The 19,978-nt window shown below is 58.2% G+C and carries 19 protein-coding genes; 8 read left to right on the forward strand and 11 right to left on the reverse strand.

Annotation, left to right across the window (positions count from 1 at the left end):
- Positions 1 to 12 precede the first annotated feature (12 nt).
- Positions 13 to 228: a 30S ribosomal protein S21 gene (rpsU, locus tag WD071_RS10980; protein ID WP_070117807.1), complete on the reverse strand. Its 216-nt coding sequence runs from the start codon at positions 226 to 228 to the stop codon at positions 13 to 15.
- A 216-nt stretch (positions 229 to 444) separates the two neighbouring features.
- Here rpsU and tsaD point away from each other — a divergent pair, with 216 nt between their 5' ends.
- From tsaD to folK, 3 genes are read left to right on the forward strand one after another with little or no spacing between them, the layout of a single operon-like run.
- Positions 445 to 1,494: a tRNA (adenosine(37)-N6)-threonylcarbamoyltransferase complex transferase subunit TsaD gene (tsaD, locus tag WD071_RS10985; protein ID WP_368048421.1), complete on the forward strand. Its 1,050-nt coding sequence runs from the start codon at positions 445 to 447 to the stop codon at positions 1,492 to 1,494.
- A gap of 2 nt (positions 1,495 to 1,496) precedes the next feature.
- Positions 1,497 to 1,871 carry a dihydroneopterin aldolase gene (folB, locus tag WD071_RS10990; RefSeq protein WP_368048422.1) on the forward strand — a complete coding sequence of 125 codons (375 nt, stop codon included), beginning with the start codon at positions 1,497 to 1,499 and terminating at the stop codon, positions 1,869 to 1,871.
- 42 nt (positions 1,872 to 1,913) lie between these two features.
- Positions 1,914 to 2,429: a 2-amino-4-hydroxy-6-hydroxymethyldihydropteridine diphosphokinase gene (gene folK / locus WD071_RS10995; protein WP_368048423.1), complete on the forward strand. Its 516-nt coding sequence runs from the start codon at positions 1,914 to 1,916 to the stop codon at positions 2,427 to 2,429.
- A 24-nt stretch (positions 2,430 to 2,453) separates the two neighbouring features.
- Here the strand turns inward: folK and WD071_RS11000 are convergent, their stop codons facing one another.
- The 9 genes from WD071_RS11000 to WD071_RS11040 form a co-directional block, all read right to left on the reverse strand.
- Entirely contained in the window at positions 2,454 to 3,869 is a 1,416-nt protein-coding gene (locus WD071_RS11000) for a hypothetical protein (protein WP_368048424.1), read from the reverse strand.
- Between the two features lie 128 nt (positions 3,870 to 3,997).
- Positions 3,998 to 4,765 carry a pteridine reductase gene (locus WD071_RS11005; RefSeq protein WP_368048425.1) on the reverse strand — a complete coding sequence of 256 codons (768 nt, stop codon included), beginning with the start codon at positions 4,763 to 4,765 and terminating at the stop codon, positions 3,998 to 4,000.
- Positions 4,762 to 6,045 (reverse strand): multifunctional CCA addition/repair protein, encoded by a 1,284-nt coding sequence (locus WD071_RS11010; protein WP_368048426.1) that lies wholly within the window; start codon positions 6,043 to 6,045, stop codon positions 4,762 to 4,764. The genes WD071_RS11005 and WD071_RS11010 overlap by 4 nt, the downstream gene beginning before the upstream one ends.
- 13 nt (positions 6,046 to 6,058) lie before the next feature.
- Positions 6,059 to 6,883 (reverse strand): symmetrical bis(5'-nucleosyl)-tetraphosphatase, encoded by an 825-nt coding sequence (locus WD071_RS11015; protein WP_368048427.1) that lies wholly within the window; start codon positions 6,881 to 6,883, stop codon positions 6,059 to 6,061.
- Positions 6,883 to 7,275, reverse strand: a complete 393-nt coding sequence (gene apaG / locus WD071_RS11020) for a Co2+/Mg2+ efflux protein ApaG (RefSeq protein WP_368048428.1) — start codon at positions 7,273 to 7,275, stop codon at positions 6,883 to 6,885. The genes WD071_RS11015 and apaG overlap by 1 nt, the downstream gene beginning before the upstream one ends.
- A gap of 3 nt (positions 7,276 to 7,278) precedes the next feature.
- Entirely contained in the window at positions 7,279 to 8,109 is an 831-nt protein-coding gene (rsmA, locus tag WD071_RS11025; RefSeq protein ID WP_368048429.1) for a 16S rRNA (adenine(1518)-N(6)/adenine(1519)-N(6))-dimethyltransferase RsmA, read from the reverse strand.
- 31 nt (positions 8,110 to 8,140) lie between these two features.
- The gene (pdxA, locus tag WD071_RS11030) at positions 8,141 to 9,205 is read right to left on the reverse strand and encodes a 4-hydroxythreonine-4-phosphate dehydrogenase PdxA (protein ID WP_368048430.1); all 1,065 of its coding nucleotides are present in this window, start codon (positions 9,203 to 9,205) and stop codon (positions 8,141 to 8,143) included.
- A gap of 38 nt (positions 9,206 to 9,243) precedes the next feature.
- Positions 9,244 to 10,563, reverse strand: a complete 1,320-nt coding sequence (locus WD071_RS11035) for a peptidylprolyl isomerase (protein WP_368048431.1) — start codon at positions 10,561 to 10,563, stop codon at positions 9,244 to 9,246.
- Complete coding sequence (locus tag WD071_RS11040; protein ID WP_368048432.1) at positions 10,556 to 13,099, reverse strand: LPS-assembly protein LptD; 2,544 nt, start codon at positions 13,097 to 13,099, stop codon at positions 10,556 to 10,558. Before WD071_RS11040 ends, WD071_RS11035 begins: the two co-directional genes overlap by 8 nt.
- Positions 13,100 to 13,311: 212 nt before the next feature.
- Here WD071_RS11040 and WD071_RS11045 point away from each other — a divergent pair, with 212 nt between their 5' ends.
- From WD071_RS11045 to trpE, 4 genes are all read left to right on the forward strand, one after another.
- Positions 13,312 to 14,421, forward strand: coding sequence for an aminoglycoside phosphotransferase family protein (locus WD071_RS11045; protein ID WP_368048433.1), 1,110 nt, complete (start codon positions 13,312 to 13,314; stop codon positions 14,419 to 14,421).
- Positions 14,418 to 15,089, forward strand: a complete 672-nt coding sequence (gene murU, locus WD071_RS11050) for an N-acetylmuramate alpha-1-phosphate uridylyltransferase MurU (protein ID WP_368048434.1) — start codon at positions 14,418 to 14,420, stop codon at positions 15,087 to 15,089. The genes WD071_RS11045 and murU overlap by 4 nt, the downstream gene beginning before the upstream one ends.
- A gap of 166 nt (positions 15,090 to 15,255) precedes the next feature.
- On the forward strand, positions 15,256 to 15,927 hold the full coding sequence (rpe, locus tag WD071_RS11055) for a ribulose-phosphate 3-epimerase (RefSeq protein ID WP_368048435.1): 672 nt from the start codon (positions 15,256 to 15,258) through the stop codon (positions 15,925 to 15,927).
- A gap of 24 nt (positions 15,928 to 15,951) precedes the next feature.
- The gene (gene trpE, locus WD071_RS11060; RefSeq protein ID WP_368048439.1) at positions 15,952 to 17,439 is read left to right on the forward strand and encodes an anthranilate synthase component I; all 1,488 of its coding nucleotides are present in this window, start codon (positions 15,952 to 15,954) and stop codon (positions 17,437 to 17,439) included.
- A gap of 196 nt (positions 17,440 to 17,635) precedes the next feature.
- Here the strand turns inward: trpE and WD071_RS11065 are convergent, their stop codons facing one another.
- Positions 17,636 to 18,802 (reverse strand): acyl-CoA dehydrogenase family protein, encoded by a 1,167-nt coding sequence (locus WD071_RS11065; RefSeq protein ID WP_368048436.1) that lies wholly within the window; start codon positions 18,800 to 18,802, stop codon positions 17,636 to 17,638.
- Positions 18,803 to 18,887: 85 nt separating this feature from the next.
- Here WD071_RS11065 and WD071_RS11070 point away from each other — a divergent pair, with 85 nt between their 5' ends.
- Complete coding sequence (locus WD071_RS11070) at positions 18,888 to 19,757, forward strand: DMT family transporter (protein WP_368048437.1); 870 nt, start codon at positions 18,888 to 18,890, stop codon at positions 19,755 to 19,757.
- The last annotated feature ends 221 nt before the right edge of the window (positions 19,758 to 19,978 follow it).

Raw genomic sequence — 19,978 nt, forward strand, 5'->3', positions numbered from 1 at the left:
AATCGCGGGCGATCAGTAGAAGCGTTTGGTCTTCTTGTTGTCGCGAGAGAGCTTTTTCAGGTGACGCTTTACCGCAGCGGCTGCTTTGCGCTTACGGGCCGCAGTCGGCTTTTCGTAAAATTCCTTGCGACGGACTTCGGCCAGAACACCGGCTTTTTCGCAGGATCGCTTGAAGCGACGCAGAGCCACATCAAACGGCTCGTTTTCTTTCAGTTTAACCATTGGCATAGTGCAGAGACACCTTTGCATTCAATTTAAAAGGGCGCACATGTTAATGCGGCGCGCGACAAAATGCAAAAGCTAAATTACAGAAACCCGCCAATACTGGCTAAAAGGAAGGGCCTGCCGTATTATTCACGTCTTTTTTACGGCCTTTGGCTCGGTAGCAGCCCCAGGTGGGCATGTTACCCTCATCACTGCAGCGGAACAGGTAAAATAACGATTATGCGCGTTTTGGGACTTGAAACATCCTGTGATGAGACCGGGGTGGCAATTTACGACAGCGAACAGGGCCTGCTGGGCGACGCGCTGTACAGTCAGGTGGACATGCATGCCGTATACGGTGGCGTCATCCCGGAACTGGCTTCGCGCGACCATATTCGCAAAACCCTGCCCATGATACGGCAGTTGCTGGCGGACAAAAACATGCCGGCCGCGTCGATCGACGGCGTTGCCTACACCGCCGGACCGGGTCTTATCGGTGCGCTGCTGGTTGGCGCTGCCCTGGGGCGTTCGCTGGCCATGGCCTGGGGGGTGCCGGCCGTGGGCGTGCATCATATGGAAGGTCACCTGCTGGCGCCCATGCTGGAAGACAATCCGCCTGAGTTTCCCTTTGTTGCCTTGCTGGTATCGGGTGGTCACACCCAGCTGGTCGCCGTTCAGGGTATCGGTGAATACACATTGCTGGGTGAATCTCTGGATGACGCCGCCGGCGAGGCCTTTGACAAGGTTGCCAAAATGCTGGGTTTGTCCTATCCCGGTGGGCCCAGGGTAGCGAAGCTGGCGACTCAGGGGGTGCCGGGTCGTTTTGTGTTTCCGCGGCCAATGACCAACCGGCCGGGGCTGGATTTCAGCTTCAGTGGTCTGAAAACCTTTGTCCGCAACACGCTGGCGGAACTGGACAATGCCGTGCCGGGCGAGATCAGTGAGCAGGACAAAGCCGATGTGGCACTGGCGTTTGAAGAGGCCGTGGTGCAAACGCTGGTGATCAAATGCCGTCGTGCCTTGCAGCAAACGGGCTTGCAACGTTTGATCATTGCCGGTGGTGTCAGTGCCAATACCCGGCTGCGGGCGGGACTCGAAGCCATGGTGCAGGCACAGCGCAGCCAGCTGTTTTACGCGCAGCCGCGCTTCTGCACGGACAACGGCGCCATGATTGCCTATGCCGGCTGCCAGCGCCTGCTGGCCGGTCAGCGCGAGGGGCTCGCCATCAGCGCCCGCGCGCGCTGGCCAATGGATACTTTGCCGTCAATCAGAAATCTGACTGGAGCCTGATCTTGGATATTGTTTACATCAAAGAATTGGAAATACAGACCGTGATCGGGATCTATGACTGGGAGCGCGAAATCCGGCAGACCATCAGCATGGATCTGGACATGGCCACCGATATCAGGTCGGCTGCCGCGACTGAGGACATCAACAAAACGCTGGATTACAAGGCGGTGTCCAAGCGCCTGATCGCGTTTATCGAAGAGGCCGAATTTCTGCTGATCGAAACCATGGCCGAAGAGGTTGCGGCGATCGTGCTTGCCGAATTCCCGGTCAACTGGCTGCGACTGCGGCTGGGCAAGCCCGGCGCGGTAACCGGTGCCCGTGATGTGGGGGTGATCATCGAACGTGGTGAACGCCCGGATCGTTTACCCGGATTCTAAGCTCGCCAGCGCAAGTGCTGGCAAAAAAACGGATCGTGTTTTATGCCTTTATTAACGTTGAGTCTGGGCAGTAACCGGCAGGCGGATCATCATATCCGGGTAGCGCTGGATGCGTTACAGGCAGATTTTGGTGCCTTGCAGACATCCTCTGTGTTCGAAAGCAAAGCCGTGGGTTTTGATGGCAGCAACTTTCTGAACATGGTGGTGGCGATTCATACTGATAACAGTCTGGCGACGGTCAGCGCCCGGATCAAAGCGTTGGAGGCTGAACACGGCAGGGTCAGAGGCGGGCCGCGTTTCAGCCCAAGAACGCTGGATATTGACATCCTGACCTACGGCGATTGTATCGGCGACTACCGTGGCATCTTGTTGCCCAGGCCGGAAATTACCGAAAATGCCTACGTGTTGTGGCCGATGTCACAGATTTGTGGTGAGCGGTGCGATCCGCAGACCGGTCTGACATACGCAACCCTGTGGCAGCAGTACGACAAATCCCGGCAGTCGCTGTGGCCCATTGATTTTGACTGGCAGGGGCGCCGGATCTCCAGCGCCCTCTGAGTCAGAGCAGACATAAGAGCCTGATCAGTTGTCTTCCACCGTCTCGGCCGCAGCCGCCTTGATTTCCGGGTCAGGTTCACTCGTTTTCTGCATGAATACCCGGGGTCCAACCACAACAAGGATGGTTGCCAGCCCGGCCAGCAGCCCGGTCCATGGATCAAACAGTGAGAATGCAATCGCAGTCAGCACCATCGCGCCGCGCTCGGTGCTGTCGGTGACCGTGGTCAGTGCCAGCGTGGCGCAGGCAAAACCGGTCAGCAGCAGTGTTACTGCCAATGCGATGGGCAGCAATGGCTGCAGCATGGTAACGATCGGCAGCACGATAAACAGCACCGGGAAACCGTAGACATAGTAGGCGGAGATACCATCGAAAATGGAATCCATCTTGTCGCGGCCGGTGACCCAGCGCTTGAGTACGATTACCTGGATACCGGTCCACAGCACGCCCTGGGTGCCGAAAAACGGTGCCACCACAGCCATCGCGGCGTTACGGATACCGGTGGCCATGTGGGTGCGGTTGCTGTTGACGTCCAGCTTTTCGTCAGGCCGCAGTGGCTGCGAGTTCTTGATCATTTCATTACCGGTCACCACATCACCAAAAAACAGGATGTAGGTGATAAAGGCCAGCGGCAGGGCATTCAGGAACATGGTGGCATCAGGCCAGCCAATCGACATGGGTGAAGCCTTCTCCCACATGCTGGCCGCATGTGTAGGCACGTCGAGCAAGCCGGACTGGATGTTGAACTGCATCTCACCGGTGATAAGACCTACCACGCCGGCGACAACAAATGCGGGTAACAGGCCCAGCCCGGCAATCTTGGCCAGGATCGGCATTTGTGCCGCCTGGCGCTGGAAGGGCTTGGAGAAGGTCAGGAACATGCACAGCGCCAGCGCGGCAATTGCAGCGATCGGCGTCGAATTCAGGGCGCTGGCCGCGTCATTCGGGTCAAATATACGCAGGAAGGCGGCCACGGCGGCACCCAGGATGATGCCGCCTTTGAGCACATTGGGTACCCAGGCAACCAGTTTGGCTCCCAGCCCGGTGATGCCCAGGAAGATAAGCAGGGCAGCAAAGTTGAGCGACAGCGCAGTCATTAGCTGAAATTGCTCTTCCGGCGTATTACCGCCGCCCAGCACAAAGGCAAAGATGAAGGGCAGTGCCGGGGTCAGCCAGCCGGGCGCCAATGGGTCGCCAAAAATCATCCATCCTGCGGAAATCAGCATGGTGTGGAACATGGCCATGGTGACAGCTTCTTCAAAGCTGAGGCCAAAGGATGCGGTCATCACCGGCACCAGCGCCAGGCCGGTGGCGCCGGCGACACAGATACCCTGCAGAAACTCTGGCAGCGCAAAGCGCATGTGGACAAATGGAATGCGGAATACGAAGGGACCCCATTTAATGCCCGGCTGGACATCTCCCTCTCGGCGTTTTGACAGCATAGTCTGAGTCTCTTTTATTTTATAGGTGTTATTGACGGACCCCCGAATCTTAACGAACTAGACAGGACAGGGCAAAGGCTATTCATCGTTTTTTTGAATGCATTCACCATTTTTGTCGGCGGTGAATTTCAGCTCAGGGCCCGCCCGCCGTCGACACGAATGATCTGCCCGGTGATGTAGCTGGCGTCACGCGCCAGGAACAGGACAGTGTCGGCAATATCGGTGGGCCTGCCAAGGCGGGAGAGCGGGATACCGGCCAGGATTCTGGACTGCTCGGCGTCCTGGGAGGGGGTGTTCTGCGTGTGCTCTGGCCACAAAATAGCGCCAGGTGACACAGCGTTGACCCGAACGGAGGGTGCCAGTTCGCGCGCCAGTGATCTGGTCATCGCCCCCAGCGCCGCTTTCGCCATGGTGTAGGCGGAAAAGTCAGTCATGCCGCGATCGACATTGATATCAGTGAGGCTGACAATGCTGCCGCCGCGGGCGGTCAGGGCGGGCGCCAGTTGTTGCGACAGAAACAGCCCGGCCCGCGCATTGCTGTTCATCAGGTCCAGCCATTGGGCCTGGGTCAGTGACGCCAGCGGGGTCGGGTAGAAACTGCTGGCATTGTTGACCAGAACGTCCAGGCGCTGGTGGATGGACAGGACATCATCGCCCAGCTTCGATAGCGCAGACTCATCGTTCAGGTCGGCGGTGACAACTGCTGCGCTGTCGGCGCGCATGTGGTTAAACTGCGCTGCCAGCGCCTCAGCATCGTGACGCGAGCGATGGCAGTGAATGATGACGCGATAGCCAGCCTGGTGGAAGCTGTTAGCGATTTCGGCGCCGATGCGTCTGGCGGCGCCAGTGATAAAAACAACTGGCTGCTGATCAGTCACCTGACCTGTTTGGATCATGGCGCAGCCCTGCGTTCAGCAAGAACAACCTTGATTTGCGACAGGCGCGCCTGGTGCAGCATGGCACGGATCTTCTCGCCGGCCTGCGGACCGGGTGGGACCGGGGTTTGCTGCAACAGCTCAGGCACTTCAATTTTGTCGGCAGCGACAAAACATTGCCAAAGCAGATCTGCCTGCGGATAGGGTTGCTCTTCCAGTCCGGTGCGGCCGCGTGCGTCAGCCTCGCACACCAGCAGAAATTTCTGCAAACGTTGCGGACGGCGGAAGGCATCCAGCCCTTCCAGTGTTTTTAATACGGTGGCTGGTTTCAGCACCTGCATCTGGTGGCAGTGCGTGTGGTATTGACTGCTCAGGCGAGCCAGATCGGCGCACTCGGTGGGGACCCGCAGTCGTTGGCAGGCTTCGGCGACAGGCTGCACACCTTTGTGTTCGTGCGCGATGTGCTGTGGCCACTCTGCGCTGGGTGTCAGCCCTTTGCCGGCATCGTGCATCAGCGCGGCGAAACGTACGGCAAGGTCGCTGCTCAGGCGGCAGGCCTGCTGCAATGTCATCAGGGTATGGATGCCGGTGTCAATTTCCGGATGCCAGCGCTCGGGCTGCGGCACACCAAACAGGCGGTCGACCTCGGGCAGCAGTGTTGCCAGCGCACCGCAGCTGTGCAGGATCTCAATGAACACCTGGGCCTGATCTTCCTGCAAGGCCTTGTCGAATTCGCGCCACACGCGTTCGGCCACCAGATCATTGAGTTCACCGCTGGCGCTCATCGCCTGCATTAAAGCCTGTGTCTCGCTGGCAATGGTAAAGCCCTGCCCGGCAAAACGGGCGGCGAAGCGGGCAACGCGCAGCACGCGCAGCGGATCCTCGGCAAAAGCGGGAGACACATGGCGCAGGATACGGTTCTGCAGATCGCTGACACCACCCCACGGATCCACCAGGTTGCCTTCGTTATCCTGGGCAATGGCGTTGATGGTCAGGTCACGGCGCTGCAGATCCTCTTCCAGCGTTACTTCGGGCGTGGCGTATACTGTAAAACCCTTGTACCCCGTGCCTGATTTCCGTTCGGTGCGCGCCAGGGCGTATTCTTCTTTGGTTTTGGGGTGCAGAAAAACCGGGAAGTCTTTGCCTACCGGGGTGAAGCCTGCCCGGAGCATAGCGTCAGGTGTGGTGCCCACGACCACCCAGTCACGATCGGACCCGTCGATGCCCAGCAGTGCGTCGCGCACGGCGCCGCCTACCAGGTAGGTGTCAAAAGGGCGGGCGTCGGCGGTTTGTGTTGTCATGCGCCTGAGTCTATCAGACGCTGAACAGTTTGTGATCTTCCAGGCGCATCATGGTCAACTCCCGGCCCCACACGCAGCCGGTGTCCAGGGCATAAACCCGATCGCGAAGGGTGACTCCCTGCAGAGCGGCCCAGTGGCCGAACAGTATGCTGGTCTGGCTGTCCGTAATTGTTTCGAATTCGAACCAGGGCCTGAAGCCTTCGGGTGCTTCGTTGACGCCTTCCTTGATCAGCAGGTCGAGTTTGCCCCTTGCGTCGCAGAAACGCATACGGGTCAGGTAGTTGGTGATCATGCGCAGCCGTTTACGACCGCTCAGAGAGTCTTTCCAGCGCAATGGCTTGTTGCCGTACATTTTGTTCAGCAGTTTGCGAAAATCCGGTCCCCTGAGCGCCGTTTCCACTTCGGCGCTCAGGGTCAGCGTCTTGTGCAGATCCCACTGCGGCGGCACACCGGCATGCACCATCAGATAATTGTGAATACCCTGCGTGCCCAGCACGCTGTCATAGTGGGTCAGGGGTTTCTGGCGCAGCCACTCGGCCAACTCGCCACAGTCCGGCGCGGCAAGCAGTTCATCAAGCGTATGCTTGCCATTGATGCTGTCGGGTGTACATTCGTAGTAGAGCGCGAGAAAGTGCAGATCGTGGTTGCCCAGCACGACGGTGGCAGCATCGCCAATGTCACGCAGATAGCGCAGTGTATCCAGGGATTTCGGGCCGCGATTGATCAGGTCGCCGACGCACCAGAGCTCGTCGGCGCCGGGTTGAAACGCCACCGCCTTGAGAAGTTTGCGCAGGGATTTGTAGCAGCCCTGGATGTCTCCGATTGCGTAGGTCGCCATCAGTGTACCGAGTGTGGTCGCGACAGCAGGAAAGCGGGTATTTCTGCATCAAACCGGCTGCCGTCTGGTTTTGCCAATTCGTAACTGCCCTGCATGGTACCAAATTGTGTCGTGAGTACAGCACCACTGCTGTAAACAAATTTCTGTCCCGGCTGGATCAGCGGCTGCAGGCCAACAACGCCCTCACCACGCACTTCCTCTACCCGGTTGTTGTCATCGGTTATAAACCAGTGGCGTGACAGCAGTTTGACAGGTTCTTCGCCCCGATTTTCGATGCCGATGGTATAGGCGAAAGCAAAGCGATCATTGCCCGGGTCAGATTGTTCACTCAGGTATTGGGTCTGCACGGAAATATCGATTTCGGTATCGCCGTCCGTATCGGTCGTGGCCATCGATTACTGCTCCTGTCGTGCGGTGCTCAGTAAATTGCTCAGATTGACGTAGTCGGCCAGGCTCAGATTTTCCGGGCGCAGGCCAAGATCCACCGGCAAAACCTCTGGGTCAATGTCGGCTATAAGTGGTTTCAGGCAATTTCTCAGGGTCTTGCGACGCTGGGAAAAAGCGGTCCGTACCACATCCTGCAACATGGCCGTGTCGCTCGCAACCAGTTTTTGTTCCCGGTGCGGTGTCAGGCGCACGATCGCCGAGGTAACTTTCGGTTGGGGATGGAACGCGCCGGGTGGCACATCAAACAGGTGGTCTATCTGGCAGTAATACTGCGCCATGATACCGAGGCGACCATACTGGCTGTCACCCACCTGCGCGGCCAGGCGTTGTACCACTTCCAGTTGCAGCATGAAGGTCATTTCGTGAATCAGTGGCTGGTACTTTAGCAGGTGAAAAATGCATGGCGTGGAAATATTATAGGGCAGGTTGCCGACAATATTCAGACTATGTGGTTCGGTGGTCAGGCTTGCCAGGTCAAACTTCAGCACATCGGCCTGGTGCAGACGGAAGCCTGCCACGTCAGCAAAACGCGACTGCAGCCAGGCGGCCAGATCACGGTCGAGCTCTATCGCATCAAGACGCGCGCCGCTGGCCAGCAGGGGCGTCGTGATCGCGCCCTGACCCGGCCCGATCTCCACAATATGCTCGCCTGCCTTGGGGTTGATGGCCGCCACAATACGGCGGATTATATTGTCGTCCTGCAGAAAATTCTGACCAAAGCGCTTGCGGGCCCGGTGGTCTGGCAAGGCAATGGATGTGCCCACGTTGTGTTGCGACATAAGAGTTCTCTTGGTTTCTGCCTCGAGATCATCAACCGGGTTGATGTTGATGGTCGGGAATATGTTGTTGTTCGGCCATCAGACAGGCAGTTGCAATGGCGTTCATCAGGCTGCCGCCGTCGGCCCTGCCTGTCGCCGCCAGATCCAGTGCTGTGCCATGATCGACGGAGGTGCGGATGATGGGCAGTCCCAGTGTGATATTGCTGGCGCGGCCAAAACCTTTGAATTTCAGTACCGGCAGGCCCTGATCATGATACATGGCCAGCACGGCGTCGCATTGTGACAGGTATTTGTCGGTGAACAAGGTATCGGCGGGCAATGGACCCGTCAATTGCATGCCCTGATTCCGCATCTCCTGCAGGACCGGTGCAATGATATCAATTTCCTCCCGGCCCAGATGGCCGCCTTCACCCGCATGCGGGTTGAGGCCACAGACCAGAATCCGGGGTTCGGCGATGCCGAACTTGCGGCGCAGATCCTGATGCAGGATGCCGATGATGTTGCGTAAAAGGGGCGCAGTGATGGCGTCGGCAACATCGCGTAAAGGCAGGTGAGTGGTCACCAGGGCGACTCGCAGATCCTGGGTCGCCAGCATCATCACGGTCAGCTCAACATGGCAGAAGTCAGCCAGAAATTCCGTATGGCCGGAAAAGGGGATGCCGGCATCATTGATGATACCTTTGTGAACGGGAGCGGTCACCATCGCCTGCAGGTCGCCATCGATGCAGGCGCGGGCGGCAGTGCGTAGCGTCTGCAATACATAGTCGGCGTTGCGGGTATCCAACTGGCCGGCAATGCAGGGTGATGACATTGCAACGGGCAGCACGCTCATGTGAGAGTTGGCTCGTTTTACCGGATCGCCTGGCTGCCAGAGCGATGTGGTCAACGGCAGACCAAGGGCAGCGGCGCGTTGGCTGAGCAACTCAGGATCGGCAACGGCGATCAGTTCACAACCTGCCGGCAGTTGGCTGATATCCTGCGCCAGTTTCACAAGCAGATCCGGACCAATGCCGGCGGGCTCACCAGGCGTGACCGCCAATTGCAGTGGCGCTGGTCTGCGTGAAGCTGGTTGCCGTGACACTGGTTGCAGTGACATAGGGAAGTGCCGCCTGGCTCAGGTTATCTGAATGGTGATCAATTGATGAGTTTAACGTAGGCTTCATCACGAATTTCGAGCATCCAGTTTTCCAGCTCGACTTCGAACTTCCGCTCGCGCAGAGCATTGGTCGCCTGCTGGCGCCGATACTCCCGGCTCAGGTCCTGCTCGCGGCGTCCGGTGACTTCGGCGACATGCCAGCCGAAACTGGTTCGGAACGGTTCGCTCAGTTCGCCGATGTCCAGGTCGCGCACAACTTCTTCGAACTCGGGTGGCATGCCGCCGTCACTGACCCAGCCCAGATCGCCACCGGCAACTACCGACTGTGTGTCGTCCGACAGTTGACGTGCGACCACGTTAAAGGCTTCGCCGCCACTGATGCGTTCGTAAACTTCCTGTGCCAGGCGACGTGCCTGCTCTTCGGTGCGGATTTCATTGGGTGCGATCAGCACGTGTCGCGCCTCGGTCTGTTCTACCAGTCGGGTGGAGTCGCCGCGGACATCGCTGAGTTTGATCAGGTGGAAGCCGTTGGAGCTGCGTATTGGGTCCGATACTTCGCCGGTGGTCATGTCCGGAACAATACTCGCAAACAGCGTAGGCAATCGGTCAGCTTTGCGCCAGCCCAACTCACCGCCGCTGACTGCAAAGCCCGATGCGGCCTGTTGCGCTTGCATACGCACGTCAACGAAATCCTCACCGTCGCGGATGCGTTGGACCAAATCCTGCGCGAAAGCTTCTTTAGCGCGCGCCACATCGGCGCTGTCTGTTTCCAGCACCGGGATCAGGATCTGATCGACCAGGTAATCGGGCGCCATGGCTTCGCGGCCACTTTCCGAGTTCAGGTAGTTTTCGATTTCCTGATCGGTGATATTGATGCGCCGGTTGACCATGCCTCGCTGTACCTCATTCACTGCCAGTTCCTTGCGGATGCGCTCGCGCGTGGTCAGATAAACACCTTGTGATTCCAGCGCATTAACGTACTGCTCAAACGTCATGTTGTTCTGTTGCGCCATGTCGGTCATGACCCGGTTCAGGGTGTCGTCGTCGAAGCGGATGCCGACCCGTTCTGCCAGTTGCAACTGCAGATTTTCAATAATGAGGTTTTCCATGACCTGCTCTTGCAGTTGTTCAGGCGGCGGCAATTGCATATCCATCTCGCGGGCGCGTTGCAATATTTCCTGTATCCGCTCGTCGTACTCACTTTGCAGGATGACGCCTTCATCAACCAGCGCAATCACGCGGTCCAGCACCTGGCGCTCCTGCGCAAAGGCATTGCTGCTCAGCAGCACCAGAGTAGCGATGGCGCAGATGCTGACGGCTTTGCAGCCCGAAAATAGTTGGCTGGTGTACTTATTCATTTACGTCTTGCTCCTTAAAGCCGGGAATGCTGTTTCTTATCAGATTGTCCAGGCCGCCACCGGTCAGATCGCCGAGACCGTGCAATGACAGCTGGAAGAAGATGCCCCGGTTCTGTCGGCTGTTCTGGTCAAAGAATTCGTAGTCGTTGACCCAGTCGCGGGCGATGAGCCGTATGGTGGCGCAACAGTTACTGTATTCGACACCGCCGAAGGTTTCAAGGTTCCTGCTGTTGCTGTGGTCATAGTTCCATCGACCGAGCAGGCGCCAGTTATTGTTCAGCGGCCAGACCGCCGACAGATCAGTCTGTTTGATGCGGGCGTCGAGCAGAGGTGGTGCATTGAGGAACACATCGGTCCGCTCACGGTAGCGGAATGCGGCGTTGAGGATGACATCATTGGCCGCCTGGTATTGCACGGCAATGCTGCCTTCATCGATATTGTTGTTTTCCTGATCCCATTGCAGGTCCGCCATCAGGCGCAGGCCCTCCCGGGGTTGAGCGGCGGCTTCCAGCACCAGGGCAGAGCGCTCGGTATCCAGCGGTTGCAGCAGCAGCCAGTTTTGCAGGGGGCTGTTCAGGGAGACCTTCCTGTCCTCAAAATAGAAGATCTGTCCGGCGCTGAAACGGGCACGCTCAATGCCATTGCTGCCCAGAAAGCGAGTGGTCACTGCGGCGCTGATCTGGTTGGCATCGCCAACCCGGTCGGGGCCACTGAAGCGGTCATCACGGAACAATTGATTAAAGTTGAAATTCAATTGTGCGGTATCGAAGGTAGGAATGTTCTGCTGGTCGGCGTGCTCGCTGTACAGGTAATACAGCCGGGGTTCCAGGGTCTGGGTCATGTTTTCGCTGGCGATGCTGACGGGCCGTTCGAAGATCAGGCCGCTGTCCAGGCTGAACACCCCGATACCGCGATCGGGCGTATCATCGGTGTCATTTGCCTGCTCATCGAGTTCCCAGCTGGCATAACGATAACGTGCGGTCGGCACCACAAACCAGCCCGGTCGGCGGACAGGCAGGCTGATATAGGGCTCGGCAACAAAACGCTCGCCGGTGACCAGGGCGCCCCGCTCAATCTGGTCATCCGTGAGCAATGACGCATCGAGCGAGCGATCAAAGCGCACATGACTGCTGTTGAAACCGTAACGCAGGCGGCTGCCGGCACGATAATCGCCCCGCAGACTCAGTTCGGGCAGGCGGTCGAAAGGTTTGTTGATATCTATCGATGCTATGTAGGAGTCAATGATCTGGATGCGTTGCAATCGCGCATCGGCACGTAAGGTGTCGTTCTGCCAGCTCAGTACGCCTTCCTTGTTCAGATGCGTTCGGCTTTCCAGGTTGAAGTCACTGCTGCCCAGGTCGCGGAAATAGTCGGCATCGCTGACCGCGTTGAAATCGATAAAGGTGCGCCAGTTGTCTCCGAGCAGTCCTTCGTGCTGCATGCCGGTGAACCAGCGCTTCTCCCGCGGTGGTGTTTCACTGCCGGGCGTATTGGCGCGTGTCGGATCGAAGGAGCGGTCTTTCGGCAGCAAGGCCAGGTTGACTGTGTTCATCGACCAGGATGCCAGGTATCGCAGTTCGGCGCTCAGCATCGGGCCACGTTTGGTGATGATGCGTGGCGTCAGCGTGGCGTCATAATGCGGTGCCAGGTTAAAGTAATAAGGCACGGCAAGGTCAATGCCGCCGTCACGGCTGTTGCTCAGGGACGGGGGCAGAATGCCCGAGACTCGCTGGTCGCTGATGGGAAACTGTAGCGTGTAGGGGTAATAAAATACCGGCACATCGCGTATGCGTAACGTGACATCGTTGGCGTAACCGACACCACGCTCATTGTCCAGACGCAATCCCCGGGCCTGCATCACCCAGAACGGATCCACAGGTTCGCAGCGGCTGAACTCACCGTTTTCCAGCGTCAGCATGCCGCTTTCGCTGTTGTAGCTGAGCTGGCTCGCTGAGCCGTGTATCTGGCTGTCATGGATGACATAGGCAGCGCGTTCGATCTGGTTGACGCCATTGTTCTGATCGATGCGCGCGCCCTGGCCGGTGACCAGAAAACCCGGCTCCCGGAACACGACATCGCCCTGCAGGGTCAGTATGTTGGTGGTTTCATCCAGATGCAGACCTTCATCTGCGTTCAGGGTGCGATAACCCTGATGCACGCTGACATTGCCGTCAACATAGAGCTGGCTGGACTCGGGTTGCCGGACCGGGTCGGGGGTGTCGATTTCGGTAGGCGACAGATCCGGATCCTGGTTGGCAAATTCGCCCTCACGCGGCGGCTCGACAAACATGCCGCAACAGGCAGTCGGCATTTGTTCCTGTTGCTCGTCGCTGAGAGTTGCGCGGGTTTGCCAGTCTGTCAGAATGCCGGTGCTGTTCTGGCTTTGAGTTTCTGTTTTATCCGGGGCCTGAGCCTGCGCGATGGCCGTCGCCGACAGACTTAATGTGACCGCCAGTGCCGGCATCAACAACGCAGTTATGAGTCGGGGTGGGACCGCCGCTACGCGCAAGGTTGATGATTTTGTCTGCTGTGGCATTGGTGCGGGCGATCCGTGGCAATAGAATAGGGGTCGGACAAGTTTTGGTGGCAGTGTGGATATACAGCGCTCGCATGATAATTCATTGACGTTTTTATATAAAGCCAAACCCGGTAACGCGCACGGGCAGGCACAACAGGCAGTGGGAGACAGTGTGGACAAGAGCTTGGTTTGGTACAGGGGCATGGCTGGAGGCTTGGATGGGGGCTTGGATGGAAAGGCCTGAGGCAAGGCATCAGCAACTGCAACACTGGGCGCAGGGGGCAATTCACAGGCACTTCGGCATAGATCCGGGTGTCGTGCAGGCCCGCAGTCTGGGTGGAGATGCCAGTTTTCGCCGGTATTTCCGATTTTTCCCGGCGATGCCGGGGCTGCCAGCGACCCTGATGCTGGTGGATGCGCCACCCGATCAGGAGAATAATCCGGCATTTCTGTGTGCCGCCGAAGAATTCAGTGCTGCGGGTTTGCACACACCGCAAATCCACGCACACGATGTAGACCAGGGTTTCATGGTGTTGGAAGACTTTGGCGATCAGTTGATGCTGCCCTGTCTGCAGCAGGCACAGACCGACGATGACATGGGGCGGGTGGATGTGCTCTACCATCAGGCCATGCAGGCCCTGCTGCTATTGCAGGGGGATCCGGCGCCCTCGTCACTGCCACCCTATGACCGGGCCTTGCTGCACCGCGAGCTGACACTGTTCGACGAGTGGTTTTGTGCAAAAATGCTGGGCCTGGAATTAAGCGCGGGGGAGCGCAGCTTGCTGAATGCAAGCTGGCGCTTGCTAGAGGATGCGGCATTGGCGCAGCCTCAGGTGCGGGTGCATCGAGACTACCATTCGCGCAATCTGATGGTCCGGCCGGGAGGCGATGGGCGGCTGTCTGAGAATCAGGCACCGGGTGTCATTGACTTCCAGGATGCAGTGATCGGTGCGGTGACCTACGACCTGGTGTCACTGCTGCGCGACTGCTACATCGTCTGGCCGCAGGCAGATGTCGAGCGCTGGGCGGCTGCTTTTCACGCTGATGCGCAGGCGCGCGGCATTGTGCCGTCAACCTACAGTGTGTCGGATTTCATGCGCGCTTTCGACTTGATGGGACTGCAGCGCCATATCAAGGTGCTGGGTATTTTTTGCCGCCTGGCACTGCGTGACAATAAACCGCGCTACCTGCTGGACCTGCCAGTGGTGATGAACTATGTGTGCCAGGTAGCCGCGCGCCACCCGTCCATGGCGCCCTTCCTAAGCTGGTTCCGGGCCGGGCCGATGCCTCAGATGCAAGCCCGTCTGACGCAGATCAGCCTGGCGGAGAAGACTCCATGAAGGCGATGATTCTGGCGGCCGGTCTTGGCAAGCGCATGCTGCCGCTGACACAGGCTCTGCCCAAGCCACTGCTGCGCGCCGGTGGCCGCAGCCTGATAGAGTGGCAGATTCTGCGCCTGCAAAAAGCGCACGTGACTGACATTGTTATCAATCATCACCACCTGGGCAGCCAGATTGAATCAGCGCTGGGCGATGGCAGCGAGTTGGGTGTACACATCCGTTACTCCCCGGAGCCCGAACGACTGGAGACCGCCGGGGGTATAATCCGGGCACTGCCGATGCTCGGTGATGACAGCTTTATCATCGTAAATGGCGATGTCTGGACCGATTTTGATTTTGCCGGATTGCAACCGCTTGAGCCGGACCAGGCGCTGGCACATCTGGTGATGGTGCCGAACACGGCGCATCATCCCGAGGGTGACTACTATCTGGATAATACCGGCAGGCTGCGGGAAATTGGCGCGCCAAGGCTGACATACAGCGGCATCAGCGTGCTGCACAGGGCTCTGTTCGACGGCTACCCGGATCAGTATCAGCCACTGGCACCGCTGCTGGTGAGTGCCATGCGGCGCAATCTGGTGCGTGGTGAGCGCCATGATGGCGACTGGCAGGATATCGGCACACCCCAGAAGCTGCGGGAACTGGATGCGCGCCTGCTGCGGGGTTAATTCCAGCCGGGCCAGTACATGGCCATGAACGTGTCGGCAAGAAAGCCACGCAATTTGTGTTAATAGGCGTTAAAATGCGGCTTTTGCAGCGCCAGCGGTGACGAAGTCGGTAGTACTGATCATCGCCAGGCTCCATTTTAAGTCATCGAATACCGGGATCCTGATCATGAAAGACTTTCTCATTGCGCCGTCCATTTTATCAGCTGATTTTGCCCGTCTGGGCGAAGAAGTGGATGCGGTGCTGGCCGCCGGTGCCGACGTGGTGCACTTTGATGTCATGGATAATCATTATGTGCCTAATCTGACCATTGGGCCAATGGTGTGCAAGGCGCTGCGCAACTACGGTGTCACCGCCCCGATTGATGTGCATCTTATGGTCAGCCCGGTGGATCAGATGATTCAGGATTTCGCCAAGGCAGGTGCCACGTATATCAGTTTCCATCCGGAAGCCTCCTTGCATGTGGATCGTTCGCTGCAACTCATTCGTGACGCGGGCTGTCAGTCCGGCCTGGTCCTGAATCCCGGCACCGGCCTGGATTGTCTTGAGTACGTGCTGGACAAGGTCGACTTGATTCTGGTGATGTCGGTCAACCCGGGTTTTGGCGGGCAGAAGTTTCTCCCGTCAGCACTAAAAAAATTGCAGCAGGCGCGTCGCCTGATCGACGACAGTGGTTTTGATATTCGCCTGGAAGTTGATGGTGGCGTCACCGTCGACAATATTGGTGAGATCGCGGCAGCTGGCGCCGACATGTTTGTCGCCGGTTCAGCAATATTCAACAGCGACAGTTACGACCAGACGATTCTGAAGATGCGTCAGCAGTTGCTGACGGTTGCCTGAACGCAGGGGAAAAGCATGACACGCATGAGCGCCGACCAATTCCGGCAACTGGCCGCTGAAGGCTATAACCTGATTCCGGTAGTGCGTGAAGTACTTGCCGATTTTGAAACGCCGCTGAGCACCTACTCCAAACTGGCTGATGGTGTGCACACCTATCTGTTCGAGTCAGTTCAGGGTGGCGAGAAATGGGGACGCTACTCCATAATCGGATTGCCCTGCAGCACCGTGCTGCGCGTTGTAGGTCATACCATCACCGTGGAGAAACAGGGTGAGGTTATTGAACGTCATGAATTGGATGATCCTTTTGTTTTTGTTGAGTCGTTCAAGGCGCGATACAAGGTGGCGGAGATTGACGGTGTGCCCCGCTTCAGTGGCGGCCTGGTAGGTTACTTTTCCTATGACTCGGTGCGTTATGTCGAGCCCTCTCTGGGCCCGGCACCGGGCAGTGATGAAATCAATACCCCGGACATACTGTTGATGGTGTCGGAAGAAGTGGTGGTTTTTGATAACCTGCGCGGCACCATTGCCATTGTGTGTAACACCGACCCGTCAACACCCGATGCCTGGGCGAGCGCGCAGGCGCGCCTGGACAGCATTGAAGCAACACTGGCCAAACCACTGGCTCTGCCGTCCGCAGGCGTGTCCACGACAGCATCAGGCCACAGCCAGGAACAGGATTTTAGGTCCAGTTTTGACCAGGCGCCGTTCGAAAAATCAGTCAACAGGATCAAGGACTACATTCTGGCTGGCGATGTCATGCAGGTGGTGCTGGCGCAACGTATGTCGGTGCCGTTCACGGGTGATCCGATGCAGGCCTACCGCGCGCTGCGTTACCTGAATCCCTCGCCCTATATGGTGTTTTTTAATATGGGGGATCATCACATTGTCAGCGCCTCGCCGGAAATTCTGGCGCGCGTTGAAGACGGGCTGATCACTGTGCGCCCCCTGGCCGGCACCCGCAAGCGCGGCCGCAATGAAGAGGAAGACCTCGCGCTGGAACAGGAGCTGCTGGCCGATGCCAAGGAGATTGCCGAACACCTGATGCTGATTGACCTGAGTCGCAATGATTCCGGCCGGGTATCCAGGACCGGTTCGGTCACGGTGCCGAAGAAGATGTTTGTTGAGCGTTATTCGCATGTCATGCACATCGCATCAATCGTTGAGAGTGAGATGCGCGAGGACAAAACCGCGCTGGACGTGCTGAAAGCGACCTTGCCGGTGGGCACGCTGAGCGGTGCGCCCAAGGTGCGGGCCATGGAGATCATTGATGAGCTTGAGCCGGTCAAGCGCGGCGTATATGGCGGTGCCATGGGCTACATCGGCTGGGGCGGCAACATGGACATGGCGATCGCGATCCGCACGGCGGTGATAAAGAATTCGACTTTGTATGTGCAGGCGGGCGCGGGGGTCGTAGCGGACTCCGTGCCTACGTCGGAATGGGAAGAAACGCTGAACAAGGCGCGGGCGATTTTCCGGGCGGTTGCCCTGGCTGAAAAAGGTCTGCGCCTTTAAGAAATGTGCTATTGGCCACGCCACCGGGACGAGGGTGCTTCTTGAGGAGACGCCCGTGAACCCATCCCTGGGGGGCTCGGATGCGACCGTCCAAGGGTCGCATACGCTCCTCAAGCTGCACCCTCGCCCCGGTGGCTCTGTAGTGGCATCCTTTGGAGCTGTCCACCCATTATGTCATGCGGTTGCATCTTTGAATTCAATACGACCGCGGTTGACCGAGCGCTTTTTCGGCGATGAAGTTTTTGATCATCTCCTGGCTCACCGGCGCGATGCGCGGGATCAGCACTTCGCGGAATAATCTTTCGACATCGTATTCTTTGGCGTAACCCATGCCCCCGAGGGTCAGTACGGCGCGTTCGCAGGCCTTGAAGGCGGCTTCGGCGGCGAGATACTTGGCGGCATTGGCTTCCACGCCACAGGGCTGGCCTGCGTCATACAGGCTGGCGGCTTTGCAGGTCATCAGCCAGGCAGCTTCAAGCGCCATCCAGCATTCAGCCAGTGGGTGCGCGATAGCCTGGTTTTTACCAATCGGGCGGTCAAATACGATGCGTTCGCGTGCGTAATTGGCGGCTTTTTCCAGTGCGATCTGGCCGATGCCGACGGCTTCGGCGGCAACCAGGATACGTTCCGGGTTCAGACCGTGCAGCAGGCAGCGCCAGCCATCACCTTCGTCGCCAATGCGGTTTGTTACCGGAACTTGCAGATTGTCGATGAACAGGGCGTTGGAATCGACGGCGGCGCGGCCCATCTTGGGGATTCGGCGGACTTCGATGTTGTTGCGATCCAGTGGTGTGTAAAACAGGGTCAGGCCGTCGGTGGATTTTTTGCACTCGGCCAGCGGCGTGGTGCGGGTGATCAGCAGTATGTGAGTGGCTGTCTGCGCGGTTGTCGTCCACATCTTTCGACCGTTGATGATGTAGTGGTCACCGTCGCGTTTGGCCCTCGTTTCCAGCGCCGTGGTATTGAGGCCCGCGTCGGGTTCGGTAACACCAAAGCAGGTGCGTTCGGTACCAGCAATCAACGGTGGCAGGAAGCGCTGTTTTTGTTCCTCGCTGCCGAATACTACGATGGGGTGTGGACCAAACAGGTTCATGTGAATGGCTGACGCGCCACTCATGCCAGCGCCGGAACGGGTAATGCGGTGAGCCATGAGTGCTGCTTCGGTGATGCCAAGACCGGCGCCACCGTAGGCTTCGGGCATGGCGATACCCAGCCAGCCGGCCTGGGTGATGGCTGCCACAAACTCTTCCGGAAAGCGGGCATCGGCATCGCAGTCGCGCCAGTATTTGGCGTCAAAACGGGCGCACAGCTGGGTGACTGCCTCGGCGATCTCACGTTGATTGTCGGTCAGATTAAAGTCCATTGTGCTGTTTCTCCCGCTTGTTGTTAGTATGCTGTTTTTTCATTTATCCATCATAGTATGGATTTGACCAGAACCGGGCGCTTAGATGTCAGAAGGATCCCTTGCAAAAGCTATCATATTACTGATCGTGGGCAATGCCCTGGCCGTCGGCTCGGATGTGTTTGTCAAAGTCATGGGAGAGGACGTGCCCATCTTCCAGTTTATTTTTCTGCGCAGCCTGCTCTCCCTGCTCGTCCTGTTGCCGCTGTATCAGCGCTTTGACCTGAAAACGCCTTTTGCCGGGCTGGGCGTGCACGTCGTCAGGTCGCTGGCCGGCATGGCCGGTATTTTTTGCATGGTGGTGGCGCTGACTTCATTGCCGTTGGCGACAGCCAACGCAGTGTTCTACGTGGCGCCGATTCTGGTGATGTTGCTGGCGGTGGTGATTTTCCGGGAAAAGCTCACAGCGCTCAGTGTGTTTGCCGTGTTCAGTGGTTTTGCCGGTATCGTGGTGATTCTGCGTCCGGTGGAGTTCAACTGGGGCGCGCTGGCGGCGCTGGGCGGGGCGCTGGCACTGGCAATCAATGCGGTCATGGTGCGCATGCTGCCAGCGCAGCACACCACCTTGCACCGGCTGTTTCTGAGCTATTTGCTGGTGCTGCCGGTGTCTGCGGCGTTTTTTATCTGGGAGGGGCTGGCACTGGAACCGAGGGTGCTGGTCGGTGCGGTGGGATCGGGAGTGCTGATCCTGGGGTATAGCATTACGGTGTTGGTGGCGTACCGGGATGTGGATGCCAATCAGGTGACGAGTGCGGAGTATACCGGGCTGATCTGGGCGGTGGCGATTGGCTGGGTGTGGTTTGCGGAGGTGCCGGATCTGTGGTTTGTGGTGGGCAGTGCGATGATTGTGGTGCCGTTGGTTTGGTTGGGGCTGGATCAGCGGCGGCGGGCGATGCGGTACCGGGTCGAGAAATAGCGAAGAGCCTCGGTAACAGTTAGTTCGTTTGCCAGGGCGCCGGGTGGGAGGTGCGCCTCTCGGAGACGCCCGTAAACCCTTCCCTGGGGGGCTCGGATGCGACCGTCCAAGGGTCGCATACGCTCCTCAAGTCGCACCTCCCACCCGGCGCCCTTAATGCAGTGGCTGACAACGGGCTGTTTTGGTGGTCTTATGGCGGGAGGCCAAATGCGGTATCATGG

The organism is Pseudohongiella sp., assembly GCF_040877505.1.
Lineage (GTDB): Bacteria > Pseudomonadota > Gammaproteobacteria > Pseudomonadales > Pseudohongiellaceae > Pseudohongiella.

Coding starts and splice junctions, on each gene's coding strand:
- rpsU (WP_070117807.1), bottom strand. CDS start 228: ATGCCAATGGTTAAACTGAAAGAAAACGAGCCGTTTGATGTGGCTCTG.
- tsaD (WP_368048421.1), top strand. CDS start 445: ATGCGCGTTTTGGGACTTGAAACATCCTGTGATGAGACCGGGGTGGCA.
- folK (WP_368048423.1), top strand. CDS start 1,914: ATGCCTTTATTAACGTTGAGTCTGGGCAGTAACCGGCAGGCGGATCAT.
- WD071_RS11000 (WP_368048424.1), bottom strand. CDS start 3,869: ATGCTGTCAAAACGCCGAGAGGGAGATGTCCAGCCGGGCATTAAATGG.
- WD071_RS11005 (WP_368048425.1), bottom strand. CDS start 4,765: ATGATCCAAACAGGTCAGGTGACTGATCAGCAGCCAGTTGTTTTTATC.
- WD071_RS11010 (WP_368048426.1), bottom strand. CDS start 6,045: ATGACAACACAAACCGCCGACGCCCGCCCTTTTGACACCTACCTGGTA.
- WD071_RS11015 (WP_368048427.1), bottom strand. CDS start 6,883: ATGGCGACCTACGCAATCGGAGACATCCAGGGCTGCTACAAATCCCTG.
- apaG (WP_368048428.1), bottom strand. CDS start 7,275: ATGGCCACGACCGATACGGACGGCGATACCGAAATCGATATTTCCGTG.
- rsmA (WP_368048429.1), bottom strand. CDS start 8,109: ATGTCGCAACACAACGTGGGCACATCCATTGCCTTGCCAGACCACCGG.
- pdxA (WP_368048430.1), bottom strand. CDS start 9,205: ATGTCACTGCAACCAGTGTCACGGCAACCAGCTTCACGCAGACCAGCG.
- WD071_RS11035 (WP_368048431.1), bottom strand. CDS start 10,563: ATGAATAAGTACACCAGCCAACTATTTTCGGGCTGCAAAGCCGTCAGC.
- WD071_RS11040 (WP_368048432.1), bottom strand. CDS start 13,099: ATGCCACAGCAGACAAAATCATCAACCTTGCGCGTAGCGGCGGTCCCA.
- WD071_RS11045 (WP_368048433.1), top strand. CDS start 13,312: ATGGAAAGGCCTGAGGCAAGGCATCAGCAACTGCAACACTGGGCGCAG.
- murU (WP_368048434.1), top strand. CDS start 14,418: ATGAAGGCGATGATTCTGGCGGCCGGTCTTGGCAAGCGCATGCTGCCG.
- rpe (WP_368048435.1), top strand. CDS start 15,256: ATGAAAGACTTTCTCATTGCGCCGTCCATTTTATCAGCTGATTTTGCC.
- trpE (WP_368048439.1), top strand. CDS start 15,952: ATGAGCGCCGACCAATTCCGGCAACTGGCCGCTGAAGGCTATAACCTG.
- WD071_RS11065 (WP_368048436.1), bottom strand. CDS start 18,802: ATGGACTTTAATCTGACCGACAATCAACGTGAGATCGCCGAGGCAGTC.
- WD071_RS11070 (WP_368048437.1), top strand. CDS start 18,888: ATGTCAGAAGGATCCCTTGCAAAAGCTATCATATTACTGATCGTGGGC.